The 14,804-nt window shown below is 46.5% G+C and carries 11 protein-coding genes; 9 read left to right on the forward strand and 2 right to left on the reverse strand.

Features of this window, described 5'->3' with window-relative positions; genetic code table 11:
* Positions 1-49 precede the first annotated feature (49 nt).
* Together ACXAFQ_RS08705 and ACXAFQ_RS08710 are read right to left on the reverse strand one after the other, a co-directional pair.
* The gene (locus tag ACXAFQ_RS08705) at positions 50-469 is read right to left on the reverse strand and encodes a DUF3429 domain-containing protein (RefSeq protein WP_474820137.1); all 420 of its coding nucleotides are present in this window, start codon (positions 467-469) and stop codon (positions 50-52) included.
* A 62-nt stretch (positions 470-531) separates the two neighbouring features.
* The gene (locus ACXAFQ_RS08710) at positions 532-1,812 is read right to left on the reverse strand and encodes a citrate synthase (protein WP_070124084.1); all 1,281 of its coding nucleotides are present in this window, start codon (positions 1,810-1,812) and stop codon (positions 532-534) included.
* Positions 1,813-2,478: 666 nt separating this feature from the next.
* On the opposite strand from ACXAFQ_RS08710, the gene sdhC reads away from it, so the two are divergent.
* The 9 genes from sdhC to ACXAFQ_RS08755 all read left to right on the forward strand — a co-directional run bounded on the left by sdhC (position 2,479) and on the right by ACXAFQ_RS08755 (position 14,556).
* Positions 2,479-2,853, forward strand: a complete 375-nt coding sequence (gene sdhC / locus ACXAFQ_RS08715; RefSeq protein ID WP_070124083.1) for a succinate dehydrogenase, cytochrome b556 subunit — start codon at positions 2,479-2,481, stop codon at positions 2,851-2,853.
* Positions 2,847-3,194, forward strand: coding sequence for a succinate dehydrogenase, hydrophobic membrane anchor protein (sdhD, locus tag ACXAFQ_RS08720; protein WP_070124082.1), 348 nt, complete (start codon positions 2,847-2,849; stop codon positions 3,192-3,194). The genes sdhC and sdhD overlap by 7 nt, the downstream gene beginning before the upstream one ends.
* A gap of 1 nt (position 3,195) precedes the next feature.
* A complete protein-coding gene (sdhA, locus tag ACXAFQ_RS08725) occupies positions 3,196-4,968 on the forward strand; it encodes a succinate dehydrogenase flavoprotein subunit (protein ID WP_474820142.1) in 1,773 nt (590 codons plus the stop codon).
* A gap of 14 nt (positions 4,969-4,982) precedes the next feature.
* Positions 4,983-5,693: a succinate dehydrogenase iron-sulfur subunit gene (locus ACXAFQ_RS08730; protein ID WP_070124080.1), complete on the forward strand. Its 711-nt coding sequence runs from the start codon at positions 4,983-4,985 to the stop codon at positions 5,691-5,693.
* 203 nt (positions 5,694-5,896) lie between these two features.
* A complete protein-coding gene (locus ACXAFQ_RS08735; protein ID WP_474820144.1) occupies positions 5,897-8,719 on the forward strand; it encodes a 2-oxoglutarate dehydrogenase E1 component in 2,823 nt (940 codons plus the stop codon).
* 10 nt (positions 8,720-8,729) lie between these two features.
* A complete protein-coding gene (odhB, locus tag ACXAFQ_RS08740) occupies positions 8,730-10,247 on the forward strand; it encodes a 2-oxoglutarate dehydrogenase complex dihydrolipoyllysine-residue succinyltransferase (protein WP_474820148.1) in 1,518 nt (505 codons plus the stop codon).
* A 136-nt stretch (positions 10,248-10,383) separates the two neighbouring features.
* Positions 10,384-11,550 (forward strand): ADP-forming succinate--CoA ligase subunit beta, encoded by a 1,167-nt coding sequence (gene sucC / locus ACXAFQ_RS08745; RefSeq protein WP_070124077.1) that lies wholly within the window; start codon positions 10,384-10,386, stop codon positions 11,548-11,550.
* Complete coding sequence (gene sucD, locus ACXAFQ_RS08750; RefSeq protein ID WP_070124076.1) at positions 11,550-12,422, forward strand: succinate--CoA ligase subunit alpha; 873 nt, start codon at positions 11,550-11,552, stop codon at positions 12,420-12,422. The genes sucC and sucD overlap by 1 nt, the downstream gene beginning before the upstream one ends.
* Positions 12,423-12,669: 247 nt before the next feature.
* On the forward strand, positions 12,670-14,556 hold the full coding sequence (locus ACXAFQ_RS08755; protein ID WP_474820379.1) for a methyl-accepting chemotaxis protein: 1,887 nt from the start codon (positions 12,670-12,672) through the stop codon (positions 14,554-14,556).
* Positions 14,557-14,804 lie beyond the last annotated feature (248 nt).

Consider the following 14,804-nt stretch of genomic DNA (forward strand, 5'->3'; position numbering starts at 1 on the left):
TATATTCAATGGATATAAGCCTCGCCTGTTTGCGAGGCTTTTTTGTTAATTAAAGAATAAAAATCATCCAGCCGTGGCAAAGCACCACAACCGTTGTCAGTATCATTCTCAGCGATATGTAGCTGACGATGGCTTCTTTATCCAGGCTCAACGATTGTTTGTCATACATTAACACTGCCAAGTAGGTAACAGATAATACGCTTAATATCATGCTTGAACCTGCAAAGACCAGGCATAACCATCCAATAATGGTTGGCAACATTGCGATATAAACTTGCGGGCCAAAATCTTTTTTAGACAGCGCATCCCACCAGTAAATCCCTCCAAAAAAGGAAAGCAGTACGGCTGAATACTGCGTGAAATAGCGTGCACCTTCCGGTAAAGGAAGAAGATTCATCACTACAGTTAGCGGTAGCAGCAAGAAGGGGAGTAAGCCTGCTGCTCCCAAAATAACAACGGAATAGGGCATAGCGGTCCTTATTTCAGATAAAAAAATAGCGCCTTAAGGCGCTATTTTAGTGATAAGCGGTCTTACTTTTCCAGCGGGTTATATTTGCGCTGGCTATAACCGGTATAAAGCTGACGAGGACGACCAATTTTTTGACCTTTGTCGCTCATCATTTCATGCCAGTGTGAGATCCAACCAACTGTACGAGACAGAGCGAAAATACACGTGAACATGTTGGTAGGAATACCAATTGCTTTCAGTACGATACCTGAGTAGAAATCTACGTTAGGGAAGAGTTTCTTCTCTGCGAAGTACGGGTCGCTCAGTGCAATACGCTCAAGTTCCATTGCAACATCAAGCAGTGGATCTTGTACGTTCAGCTCTTTAAGCACTTCGTGACAACTTTCACGCATTACTGTTGCACGAGGATCGTAGTTCTTGTACACACGGTGACCGAAGCCCATCAGACGGAACGGGTCGTTCTTGTCTTTAGCACGCTCGATAAACTCAGGAATACGATCTACGCTGCCAATTTCTTCCAGCATGTTCAAACACGCTTCGTTTGCACCGCCGTGAGCAGGTCCCCACAGTGATGCAACACCAGCAGCAATACATGCATAAGGGTTGGCACCAGACGAACCTGCCAGACGTACAGTAGACGTAGAAGCGTTTTGCTCGTGGTCTGCGTGCAGTGTGAAAATACGGTCCATTGCGCGTTCAACCGCAGGGCTGATTTTATATTCTTCAGCAGGTACTGAGAACATCATGTTCAGGAAGTTACCTGCGTAGCTCAGGTCGTTACGTGGATAAACGAACGGCTGACCAACGTTGTACTTGTAGCACATTGCAACCAGAGTAGGCATCTTCGCAATCAAGCGATGTGCACTGCGCATGCGCTCTTCAGGGTTAGATACATCCAGGTCGCTGTGGTAGAAAGAAGACATCGCACCTACAGTACCGCACAGCATCGCCATAGGGTGGGCGTCGTTGCGGAAACCATGGAAGAACATGTTAATTTGCTCATGAACCATGGTATGACGGGTGATAGTTGCACTGAAATCGTCGTACTGTTCTGCGTCTGGTGCTTCACCGTTCAGCAGCATGTAACATACTTCGAGGTATGAAGCATCGCGTGCAAGCTCTTCGATAGGATAACCGCGGTGTAACAATACACCCTTTGCGCCGTCGATATACGTGATGGATGACTCGCAAGAGCCAGTAGCCATGAAGCCAGGGTCAAACGTAAAGTAACCGTTTGCGCCCAGTGAACGTACATCAATTACATCTTGACCTTCGGTTCCGGATAAAATCGGTAGCTCGATTTCTTTATCACCGGCTTTCAGAATGGCCTTCTGATCTGCCATAAATGCTCTCCTCAGAATGGTTCTTTGGCAACGTACTCGCTTAAGAATTAAACGAGTTGGTTGGAAAAAGTGGCGTATTTGTACTTTATTATGCAGCTAAAAGTCAATTTAATTGCAAATTTGTATAATAAATATTCCAACTTATTAAAACTTATATCGAAATTGTATTACAACTTTAATGCTAGTTAAAAATGCCACAAATGCTGATAAACCGTCTGTTAAAAGAGAAAGCGTCGATTAACATGTTTATCAAAAAAAATAAATTGAACAGATAATTACATCTGTGTCATCTCTGCATACTGTACTTATGAATGTGGTATATTTTGATGTGACGTTAAAGACTTTAACCGGCACACAGCAATAAAGTACATAGCGATGTGTAATGACTGACGTTAGCCTATCATATATCTCATCGCGCTGTGTTCAGAAGTTATACGACTAAAGTCCTAATAGGGTACAAAAAATTGTAATTGTACAATGCCGTCGATATACTCAGGCGTGCTTGAAAACGAGGCCATAGTGCATTGTTAATAAAGCAATAAACACTTCACAAATTGTTAACAGCTCAACGGATGAGACAATTAACAGGTAAATAACCGAATTACTCAGTCAGGACATAAAAACAACGAGTAATTCATATCCCTACGGATTAAACAGGCATAAATTGTGAAAAAGCAAAGACCAGTAAATTTAGATCTCAATACAATTAAATTTCCTCCCTCTGCTGTTTCTTCAATTCTCCACCGCGTCACCGGCGTCGCCATGTTCTTTGCACTCTTATTTGTTATCTGGGCATGGGCCGTTTCCGTGTCATCTCCAGATGGCTTTGCCAGCGTGCAGTCAATCATGGATGGAGTAATTGGAAAACTGATTGCTATCGGTACAGCTTCAGCGCTGACCTACCACATTCTAGGTGGCGTGCGTCACGTTATTATGGATATGGGTCACCTGGAAGAACTGGAATCTGGTAACAACAGCGCTCGCGCTATCATCGCGCTTTGGGTTGTTCTTACTGTCGTATTGGGAGTTGCACTATGGTAACTAATCACGCATCCATCAAGCGCAATGGTGTTCAAGACTTCGTAACACTGCGCACTACCGCTGCTATTATTACAGCATTTTCTTTGTTCATGGCTTGGTTCTTCATCACCACCGATGAACTGACTTATGAAGTATGGCGTGGCCTATTTACTGGTCTGGGCATGAAAGTGTTCACCTTTGCTACTCTAGTAGCAATTATGTTTCACGTGCGTGTTGGCCTCTGGCAGGTTCTGACAGACTACGTTAAAGCAACCGGTCTACGCGCTGTGATCCAGTTTGTACTGAACCTCGTTGCGTTCGTATACGTTCTGGTTGGTCTGTTTGTTTTGTGGGGTATTTAATATGAGTTTACCAGTTCATGAATTTGACGCCGTCGTAATTGGCGCCGGCGGTGCAGGTATGCGCGCAGCCCTGCAGATTTCTCAATCTGGAAAATCTTGCGCACTATTATCAAAAGTATTTCCTACCCGTTCTCACACTGTATCTGCGCAGGGCGGTATTACCGTAGCGCTGGGTAACTCCCACGAAGATAACTGGGAATGGCACATGTACGATACCGTTAAAGGTTCCGATTATATTGGTGACCAGGACGCTATCGAATATATGTGTAAAACAGGTCCTGAAGCCATTATTGAAATGGAAAATATGGGTCTGCCTTTCTCACGTTTTGAGAATGGTAAAATTTATCAGCGTCCTTTCGGTGGTCAGTCAAGAAACTTCGGTGGCGAGCAGGGTGCTCGTACGGCTGCTGCAGCCGATCGTACCGGCCACGCGCTGCTTCACCTTCTGTATCAACAGAACGTGAAAAACAAAACTAAAGTTTTCTCTGAGTGGTACGCACTGGATCTGGTTAAGAACCAAGACGGCGATGTAGTAGGTTGTACTGCTATCGATATCGAAACCGGTGAAGTGGTTTACTTTAAATCACGCGCAGTTGTGCTGGCGACCGGTGGTGCAGGCCGTATTTACGCGTCTACAACTAACGCGCACATCAACACTGGTGACGGTGTTGGTATGGCACTGCGTGCAGGCGTTTCTGTACAAGATATGGAAATGTGGCAATTCCACCCAACAGGTATTGCCGGTGCCGGTACGCTGGTAACGGAAGGTTGTCGTGGTGAAGGTGGTTACCTGCTCAATAAAGACGGCGAACGTTTCATGGAACGTTATGCACCAAACGCGAAAGACCTTGCTGGTCGTGACGTTGTTGCCCGTTCAATGATGACTGAAATCCGTGAAGGGCGTGGCTGTGAAGGCCCTTGGGGTACACACATTAAACTGAAACTTGATCACCTGGGTAAAGACGTACTGGAGTCTCGTCTGCCTGGTATTCTTGAGCTGTCACGTACATTTGCTCACGTTGATCCAGTTAAAGAACCTATTCCGGTTATTCCAACCTGTCACTACATGATGGGTGGTATTCCTACTAACGTTCACGGTCAGTGTTTGACTGTAGACGAAAACGGTAACGACTCTGTGGTCAACGGTCTGTTCGCCTGTGGTGAGATTGCCTGTGTATCTGTACACGGTGCGAACCGTCTGGGTGGTAACTCGCTGCTTGACCTGGTGGTATTCGGTCGTGCGACTGGTCTGCACCTGGGTGAAAAACTGGCTGAAATCGCGCCTACTCGCGATGCCTCTGAATCTGACCTTGAAGCGGCAATGTCGCGCTTCAACCGTTGGGAATCTTCAGAGAAAGGCAAGGGTGAAGATCCGGTTCAAATTAAAAAGGACCTGCAGGAATGCATGCAGCTTAACTTCTCGGTATTCCGTGAAGGTGATGCAATGGCTGAAGGTTTACAACAACTTAAAGAAATTAGAGAACGCCTGCAATACGCACGTCTTGATGATAAGAGCTCAGACTTCAACACCCAGCGTATTGAGTGTCTTGAACTTGATAACCTCATGGAGACAGCTTTCAGCACTGCGGTGGCTGCGAACTTCCGTACGGAAAGTCGTGGCGCACACAGCCGTTTCGACTTCCCAGATCGTGACGATGAGAACTGGTTATGCCACAGCATCTATCGTCCACAAACTGAGTCTATGTTGAAACGTGACGTCAATATGGCGCCTAAGTTACGGGAAGCATTCCCGCCTAAAGTGCGTTCGTATTAAGAGAGGCAAGTATAATGAAAGTTAATTTTTCAATTTATCGTTACAACCCAGAAGTAGACGACGCGCCTAAAATGCAAGACTACTCACTGGAAGTGGAAGAAGGCCGTGACATGATGGTGCTGGATGCGCTGCTGCTGATTAAAGAGCAGGATCCAACATTGTCTCTGCGTCGCTCATGCCGTGAAGGTGTGTGTGGTTCAGACGGTATGAACATGAACGGCAAGAATGGCCTTGCATGTATCACACCGCTGTCTTCTCTAGGTAAAGGTAAAATCGTTATTCGCCCACTACCAGGTCTTCCTGTAGTGCGTGACCTGGTTGTAGACATGACTCAGTTCTATAATCAGTACGAAAAGATTAAACCGTTCCTGATTAACGACAGTAAGCAACCCCCAGCACGTGAACATCTGCAATCTCCTGAAGATCGCGCGAAGCTTGATGGCCTGTACGAATGTATACTTTGTGCATGTTGTTCAACGTCTTGCCCGTCTTTCTGGTGGAACCCAGACAAGTTTATCGGCCCAGCTGGTCTGCTTCATGCTTACCGTTTCCTTATCGACAGTCGTGACACTGCTACAGAAGAACGACTCAGCGATTTGGATGATGCATTCAGCGTCTTCCGTTGTCACGGTATCATGAACTGTGTCAGTGTATGTCCTAAAGGGTTGAACCCGACGAAAGCTATCGGCCAGATTAAGTCGATGCTTCTGCAGCGGGCTGTTTAGTACTAAAATTTGTCGCTTTTTTAAGCAGCAAGTTCTATTAAGCTAGATAGCCATCCCAAAAGGATGGCTATTTTTTTATCAATACGGGATAAATGGTTGGTTTTTATTCACAATATGATCATAACTATTGGTTCTTATGAAAATAACCGTCATAATATAACACCGTGTTAAAAAATATTTCCTAAACGTAGCAAGGCACAATAATGCAAGAAAGCGTGATGAAAGCGTGGTGGGACTCCTCGCATATGGCAGGCGCCAATGCTGCCTATGTGGAAGAGCAGTACGAGATGTACCTCGACAACCCACAAAGCGTTTCCGATTCATGGCGTCAGGTCTTCGAAACCTTACCGAAAGTTGACGGCGTAGAACTGGAAACTAACCATACAGCTATTCGTAACCAATTCCGACAGCTTGCCGCTCTCGGTCCTACAGCTAGAATGTCCTCATCGGCCGGCAAAGATGGCGCAGCGCCTTCTGATGACCGCCAGGTAAAAGTTCTGCAGTTAATCAACGCCTACCGTTTCCGTGGACACCAGAATGCTAATCTTGATCCGCTGGGTCTCTGGAAACAGCCAAAAGCCCGCGATTTAGATTTATCTCACCATAGTCTTACCGAATCTGACATGGACGCTGTGTTTAACGTTGGCTCTTACGCCATCGGTCAGGACACAATGTCTCTTCGTGACCTGTTCAAATCACTCAACCGCACCTATTGTGAATCTGTTGGTGCAGAGTATATGCATATCACTGATACTGAACAGAAGCGCTGGTTACAGCAACGTATTGAGTCAGTAGAAGCTAGCCCGCAAATCTCTAAAGAAGAGAAAGTGTCTATCTTAAAAGCACTGACTGCGGCAGACGGCATGGAAAAGTATCTGGGCGCAAAATTTCCGGGTGCTAAACGCTTCTCTCTAGAAGGTGGCGATGCGCTTATTCCAATGCTGAAGGGACTGATTACAGAAGCTGGTACGGTAGGCACGAAAGAAGTGGTTATCGGTATGGCTCACCGTGGTCGTCTGAATGTACTGATAAACGTACTGGGTAAAAACCCGTCAGTGCTGTTTGACGAATTCTCTGGAAAGCATGACAACACGCTAGGTTCTGGTGACGTTAAGTACCACGCTGGTTTTTCTTCAGACTTTGCGACGCCAGGTGGTAATGTTCACCTTGCATTGGCATTTAACCCGTCTCACCTTGAAATTGTTAATCCGGTGGTTATGGGTTCTGTACGTGCTCGTATCGATCGCCGTAATGACGATTTCAATAAAGTACTGCCAATTACTATTCACGGTGACTCTGCGATTGCAGGTCAGGGTGTTGTGCAGGAAACATTTAACATGTCTCAAACCCGCGGCTTTGCAGTGGGTGGTACAGTACGTATCGTAATCAACAACCAGGTTGGTTTCACAACGTCTAAGACAGAAGATACACGTTCAACGCAATATTGTACTGACATCGCGAAGATGGTTCAGGCACCTATTTTCCACGTTAATTCTGACGATCCTGAAGCGGTTATGTTTGTGACTAAACTGGCGCTTGAGTATCGTAATAAGTTCAAGAAAGACGTGGTTATCGATTTGGTTTGTTATCGTCGTCATGGACACAACGAATCTGACGAGCCAAATGCCACGCAGCCGTTGATGTACCAAAAAATCAAAAAGCACCCTGTTCCTCGTCAACTGTATGCTGACCAATTGGTTGCAGAAGGCAGTTTGGAACAACGCGACGTAGACCGCTTTATCGAAGAATATCGTGCGGCGTTAGATCACGGCGCGTGTGTTGTTGAAGAATGGCGTCCAATGACAGAGCACTCTGTTGACTGGTCTCCTTTCATTGGCCACGATTGGGACACGCCTTACGATGGCGCGATTGCCATTGATAAGCTGAAGCAACTGGCAGAGTCTGTAAGTAGCTATCCAGAAGATTTCAAACTTCATTCTCGAGTAAATAAGGTTTATCAAGACCGAAAAGCTATGGCTGCCGGTGAGAAATTACTCGACTGGGGTATGGCTGAGAACCTCGCGTATGCGTCTATCGTAGATAGCGGTAGCAGCATCCGTATGACTGGTCAGGATTCAGGTCGTGGTACCTTCTTCCACCGTCATGCTGTTCTGCACAACCAAACTGATGCAAGCACCTTTATGCCGCTGCAAAACATCAGCAAAGACCAGGGCGAAATTGAAATTTTTGACTCTGTATTGTCTGAAGAAGCGGTAATGGCGTTTGAATACGGTTTCGCAACAGCAGAACCTACGACGATGACCATTTGGGAAGCCCAGTTTGGTGACTTCGCCAACGGTGCGCAGGTTGTGTTCGATCAGTTCTTGAGTTCTGGTGAAGCTAAGTGGGGCCGCCTGTGTGGACTGACTGTACTGTTACCACACGGTTACGAAGGTCAGGGCCCGGAACATAGTTCTGCGCGTCTTGAGCGTTTCCTGCAGCTTTGCGCTGATCACAACTGGCAGGTATGTGTGCCTTCTACGCCAGCACAGGTATTCAACATGCTGCGTCGTCAGATGGTTCGTCCAATGCGTAAACCACTGATTGTGATGTCACCTAAATCTCTGCTGCGTCACCCAATGGCGGTTTCTTCACTGGAAGAACTGTCTGAAGGTGTGTTTAAAAACGTTATCGGTGAGATTGATGACATCGATCCGGCCGGCGTGAAGCGCGTGGTGATGTGTTCAGGCAAAGTTTATTACGATCTGCTTGACCAGCGTCGTAAGAATGAACAGTCCGATGTGGCAATTATCCGTCTTGAACAGCTGTATCCATTCCCTCAGGAAGAAGCGGCGAAAATCGTTGCTGAGTACAGCCACGTGAAAGACTGGGTATGGTGTCAGGAAGAGCCTCAGAATCAGGGCGCCTGGTACAGCAGCCAGCATCATTTCTGGCAAGCCATTCCTGATGGCGCAAAATTAACATATGCGGGACGCGAAGCATCGGCTTCACCTGCTGTAGGCTATCTATCCGTTCACAACCAGCAACAGAAAGCCCTGGTTGAAGACGCACTCACGATCAAATAAAGGAACAGTGATGACAATTGAGATAAAAGTTCCGGTTCTGCCTGAATCAGTTGCCGATGCGACCATTGCAACTTGGCATGTAAAAGCCGGTGATGCAGTAAAGCGCGACCAAAATCTGGTTGATATTGAAACCGATAAAGTGGTTCTGGAAGTGGTAGCACCGGCTGACGGTACTATCGGCGAAATCCTGAACGAGGAAGGCGCGACTGTATTAGGCGAGCAAGTGATTGCGAAGCTGAGCGAAGGCGGTGAAGCACCGGCTAAGTCAGAGAGCAAATCAGAAAGCAAATCTTCTGACGCCAAAGCAGAAAAGAAAGAAGAAGCACCAGCGGCTTCTGGTAAATCAAGCGACGTTAAAGTACCTGTACTGCCTGAGTCAGTAGCAGATGCGACTATCGCCACCTGGCACGTAGCTGTGGGTGAGCAGGTAAGCCGCGATCAGAATCTGGTTGATATCGAAACCGATAAAGTGGTTCTGGAAGTGGTTGCACCGGCTGACGGTTCTCTGGCAGAAATTCTGGCAGAAGAAGGTGCAACGGTCACGGCTGAAGAAGTGATTGCTAAGTTTGTTGAAGGTGCGTCATCCGGTGCATCTGCGCCAGCGGCGGCTGAAGAAGCTGATGACAGTGATGATGGCGATGCATTAAGCCCGTCTGTTCGTCGTTTACTTGCTGAAAAAGGCGTTGATGCGCCTAAAGTGAAAGGCACCGGTAAAAACGGTCGCATCACTAAAGAAGATGTTGAACAGTATCTGAAAGGTGGCAGCAGCGAATCTAAGTCTGCACCAGCGAAATCTGCTGAATCTGCACCTGCAGCGCCTACCGGCGACCGAAGCGAAAAACGTGTTCCTATGACGCGTCTGCGTAAGACTATCGCAACGCGTCTGCTGGAAGCGAAAAATTCTACCGCCATGCTGACTACGTTCAACGAAGTGAACATGAAGCCAATCATGGATCTGCGTAAGCAGTACCAGGAAGGCTTTGAGAAGCGTCACGGTATTCGTCTTGGTTTCATGTCTTTCTATGTGAAAGCGGTTACTGAAGCACTGAAACGCTTCCCGGAAGTTAATGCATCTCTTGACGGTGATGACATTTGCTACCACAACTATTTCGATATCTCTATCGCGGTTTCTACCCCGCGTGGTCTGGTAACGCCAGTGCTGAAAGACACTGACAACCTGGGCATGGCAGGTATCGAAAAAGGCATCAAAGAGCTGGCTCTGAAAGGTCGTGACGGTAAACTGTCTATGGCTGACCTGCAGGGTGGTAACTTCACTATCACTAACGGTGGTGTGTTCGGTTCTCTGCTGTCTACGCCAATCATTAACCCGCCACAAAGCGCGATCCTGGGTATGCATAAAATCCAGGAACGTCCTATGGCAGTGAATGGCAAAGTAGAAATTCTTCCTATGATGTACCTGGCCCTGTCTTATGACCACCGCATTATCGATGGTAAAGAGTCAGTTGGCTTCCTGGTTACTGTGAAGGAAATGCTTGAAGATCCAACACGTCTGTTACTGGACGTTTAAGTTTTCAGGTAGTCATTGTGTGCAGGCAGCAATTCGTTGTTGCCTGTCACAGCGCTGGTTTCGAAGAATGAGGCCGGTCATACTAATCAAGTCGCATAAGCGACTTTTGTCTTACTAAAAATCGGATAGAAACACCATGAATTTGCATGAATACCAAGGTAAGCAGCTATTCAAAGAATACGGTTTACCTGTTTCTGAAGGATACGCATCAGACACCCCAGAAGGTGCTGTAGAAGCGGCCGACCGCATCGGCGGTGACGAGTGGGTTGTGAAATGTCAGGTACATGCCGGTGGTCGCGGTAAAGCGGGCGGCGTTAAACTTGTAAAAGATAAAGAAGACATTCGCGCATTTGCAGAGAAGTGGCTTGGCAAGAACCTGGTAACTTTCCAAACTGATGAGAAAGGTCAGCCAGTAAGCAAAATCTTAGTTGAATCTTGCACTGATATCGCAAACGAATTGTACTTAGGCGCGGTTGTTGACCGTGGTACACGTCGCGTTGTTTTCATGGCATCAACTGAAGGCGGTGTTGAAATTGAAACCGTTGCAGAAGAAACGCCTGAGAAAATCCTGAAAGCTGAAATCGACCCAATTGTTGGTCCTCAGCCTTATCAGGCACGCGAAATGGCATTTAAACTGGGTCTGGAAGGCGTACAAGTAAAACAGTTTACGCAAATCTTCCTGGGTCTGGCGAAGATGTTCGAAGATCTTGACCTGGCGCTGATCGAAATCAACCCGCTGGTAATCAAAACTGACGGTAACCTGCACTGCCTTGATGCCAAACTGGGCGTAGACGGCAATGCACTGTATCGTCAGAAGAAAGTTAAAGAAATGCACGATCCTTCACAGGAAGATGCCCGTGAAGCACACGCTGCGTCTTTCGAGCTGAACTATGTTGCACTTGACGGTAACGTAGGCTGTATGGTTAACGGTGCAGGTCTGGCCATGGGTACCATGGACATCGTAAACCTGCACGGCGGTAAGCCTGCAAACTTCCTGGATGTTGGTGGCGGCGCGACGAAAGAGCGTGTAGCTGAAGCATTCAAAATCATTCTGTCTGACAGCAATGTTAAAGCAGTACTGGTAAACATCTTTGGTGGTATCGTGCGTTGTGACATGATCGCTGAAGGTATCATCGGCGCAGTGAAAGAAGTTGGCGTTGAAGTACCAGTTGTTGTACGTCTTGAAGGTACAAATGCTGATCTTGGCCGTGACGTTCTGGCGAACTCAGGTCTGGATATCATCGCTGCTGAATCGCTGACTGATGCAGCAGAAAAAGTTGTTGCTGCAGCGGAGGGCAAATAATGTCAGTTTTAATTAATAAAGATACCAAAGTAATCTGTCAGGGTTTCACTGGCGGTCAGGGTACTTTCCACTCTGAACAGGCAATTGCATACGGTACGCAAATGGTTGGCGGTGTAACGCCAGGCAAAGGTGGTACTGAGCACTTAGGTCTGCCAGTATTCAACACTGTACGTGACGCGGTAGAAGCGACAGGCGCAACGGCATCTGTTATCTACGTACCAGCACCTTTCTGTAAAGATTCAATCGTTGAAGCGGCTGATGCTGGCATCGAGCTGATCGTTTGTATCACTGAAGGTATCCCTACGCTTGATATGCTTTACGTTAAAGAATACGTAAATGCAAAAGGCGTTCGTATGATCGGTCCTAACTGTCCGGGTGTTATCACTCCGGGTGAGTGTAAGATCGGTATCATGCCTGGTCACATCCACAAGCCTGGTAAAGTAGGTATCGTTTCTCGCTCTGGTACACTGACGTACGAAGCGGTTAAACAAACTACTGACGAAGGTTTCGGCCAGTCTACCTGTGTAGGTATCGGTGGTGACCCAATCCCAGGTTCTAACTTCATCGACATCCTGAAAATGTTCCAGGACGACCCACAGACTGAAGCGATTGTTATGATCGGTGAAATCGGTGGTACTGCCGAAGAAGAAGCGGCTGCGTTTATTAAAGAAAACGTGACCAAGCCGGTTGTTTCTTACATCGCAGGTGTTACTGCTCCTCCAGGTAAGCGCATGGGCCACGCCGGTGCAATTATCGCAGGTGGTAAAGGTACTGCAGACGATAAATTCGCAGCCCTTGAAGCAGCAGGCGTTAAGACTGTTCGTTCACTGGCTGACATCGGTAAAGCACTGCGCGAGCAGACTGGCTGGTAAGCCTCGCTTTTTGATAATTATAAAGCCCGCTGATAGCGGGCTTTTTTATTCGAAATTATTGTTTTTACGCGTAATCCTGTTTAGTGAACTATAGTTAATTGCAGACAGTTCCTAATACAAAACTATAAAAGGATTGCGAATGTTCTTTGGTAAGAAAAAAGCCCGGGCCGAAACCCAGTTCACTGATCGGCTGACACTCTCCAAAAGTCTTTCAAGTAGTCAGATTTCCACTGAGAATCTGGCCGAGATGCACTTCTCATCCGGTACGGCACTGGTCATCGCGTTCGTATCACCTCACCTAGATATTAATCGCATTAGCCAACAACTTACCGCCGCCATCCCTTATTGTAAGCATATTATTTCGATTATGACGTCAGGTGAACTAGGGGGTCAGGTAAACCTTTATCATCCAACATCAGAGAGTTGGGATAATATCGTTATCCATGCTTTTTCAGCTGCCATGATTAAAGAGGTATCCGTGTCTGCTGTCCCCTTGTTTAGCGAAGACATAAAAAGTGGTTCACCCAAACTTTCGCCGGAAGAGCGGGTAAACAGGATTTCCCGTGAGCTTGAAAACGTTCGAGTGCCTTTTGATATCGGTAGCCGAGATACTTTTGCGCTAACTTACTTTGATGGAATAACGGCGAGCGAGGATTTCTTTACTCAAGCATTATACAAAGCGAAGAAATTTCCTTGTTTCTTTGTCGGCGGTAGTGCTGGCGGAAAGTTAGATTTTCAACGGGCAGATGTGGCCTATAATGGTGAAGTAAAATCTAATCAGGTTTTGCTGGCATTCTGCAAAATGGATCGTCGCTATCGTTATGGATTACTTAAAAGCCATAACTTTGTTGCCACGGGTACTGGGTTCACCGTAGCGAAATTCGATCCGCTATCCCGTACGCTTCATTCTGTATTAAACAGCAATATGGAATTGGAAACGCCGGTGTCTGCATTAAGCCAACATTTTAATTGTCAGCCCTCAGAACTTGAACAAAAACTCACTAGTCATTCTTTCGGTATCACCATAGAAGGCAGTATTTACGTGCGTTCTGTGGCTGCCATCAATGATGATGGTACTATTCGTTTTTTCAGCGACATGTCATTTGGTGAATACCTTGAACTGGTTAAAGCGACGGATTTCAAACAGTCACTTCAACGCGATTTCGATGCCTTCCTCAGAGGGAAGTCCGGTAAGCCAGTGGCACTCATTGCCAATGACTGCATATTGCGGCGTTTGAACAATCCTAACAGTCTTAGTGGGATCGGTACCTTCGATAATGTGATGGTGTCGGGGTTTTCAACCTTTGGGGAGTACCTCGGTCTTCATCAAAATCAAACTGTTACCGCAATAGGTTTTTTTGAGCATGATGACAAGCAATCCTATCACGATGAGTATGTGACCAATTTCCCATTTCATCTGGCATCATTTACCAATTACCATCTGCAAGCGAAGCTCATTAGTATGGGCAATATTAAAGAGCTGCAAAGTCGGTTAATAGAACAAACTGAGAAATTTCATCCCTTGCTTAAAGAATCTACCGAGCAGTTAAAATATGTGGCATCGCAAGCCAGTGATTCTGCGGGGCGACAAATCGATTTGGGCAAGCAATTTGAGTCATTCCTTCAACAAATTGCACGTCAGGAAAAGCAAAGAGGGGAATTGTCTGATGGCATGGCGCGGTTAAAAGAAAGTGCTGAGCGTATTGTCAGTATCATACAGTCTATTAGTGGCATTGCTGAGCAAACCAATTTGCTGGCCTTAAATGCCGCGATTGAGGCTGCGAGAGCAGGGGAAGCAGGTAGAGGTTTTGCCGTTGTGGCTGACGAGGTGAGGGCTCTCAGTCAACGCACGCAATCGAGTTTGCAGGAAACCGGTGACACAATTAACGAAGTATCGGCATCCATTGATGGAATTTCTTCTGCCATCGACAGTATTAATGGCCTACTGCAAGAAATCGAATCGGGTTCGGTAAGCTTGAGCGCTGAGCTTAGCGAATTATCTACCGCCTCCAGCGATGCCAGTCAGCGGGCTGAGCAGGGCATTAGTCGAGCCGATCATGCTTTTGTTCAGATGCAGGAAATCGAGAAAGAAACCTTAATCATAGAAAAGCTTAATCAACTCGCTAAATCTTAAGTAGTTCCAACATGCTGGTAGTGTTTTGCTACCAGCATCATTCCGTTTTTACGCCATTTTTACGCCGTTTGGCCCTTTAACAGTTTATTAAATTTCCTTCTTATTCTTTGTTAACTTAGCGTTACTTTTACGCATGTCACTTCTTTGATTTTCTTAACGAAACTCTAGCCAGGGCTTGTTGAATAACAAGTTTAAAGCAAAGCGGATTTTCTCCTGCGTGTTAACTGATTGTTTTATTTGTTTTATGA

The sequence above is a fragment of the Alteromonas sp. ABH2_165 genome, assembly GCF_056159945.1.

Coding starts and splice junctions, on each gene's coding strand:
- ACXAFQ_RS08705 (WP_474820137.1), bottom strand. CDS start 469: ATGCCCTATTCCGTTGTTATTTTGGGAGCAGCAGGCTTACTCCCCTTC.
- ACXAFQ_RS08710 (WP_070124084.1), bottom strand. CDS start 1,812: ATGGCAGATCAGAAGGCCATTCTGAAAGCCGGTGATAAAGAAATCGAG.
- sdhD (WP_070124082.1), top strand. CDS start 2,847: ATGGTAACTAATCACGCATCCATCAAGCGCAATGGTGTTCAAGACTTC.
- sdhA (WP_474820142.1), top strand. CDS start 3,196: ATGAGTTTACCAGTTCATGAATTTGACGCCGTCGTAATTGGCGCCGGC.
- ACXAFQ_RS08730 (WP_070124080.1), top strand. CDS start 4,983: ATGAAAGTTAATTTTTCAATTTATCGTTACAACCCAGAAGTAGACGAC.
- ACXAFQ_RS08735 (WP_474820144.1), top strand. CDS start 5,897: ATGCAAGAAAGCGTGATGAAAGCGTGGTGGGACTCCTCGCATATGGCA.
- odhB (WP_474820148.1), top strand. CDS start 8,730: ATGACAATTGAGATAAAAGTTCCGGTTCTGCCTGAATCAGTTGCCGAT.
- sucC (WP_070124077.1), top strand. CDS start 10,384: ATGAATTTGCATGAATACCAAGGTAAGCAGCTATTCAAAGAATACGGT.
- sucD (WP_070124076.1), top strand. CDS start 11,550: ATGTCAGTTTTAATTAATAAAGATACCAAAGTAATCTGTCAGGGTTTC.
- ACXAFQ_RS08755 (WP_474820379.1), top strand. CDS start 12,670: ATGCACTTCTCATCCGGTACGGCACTGGTCATCGCGTTCGTATCACCT.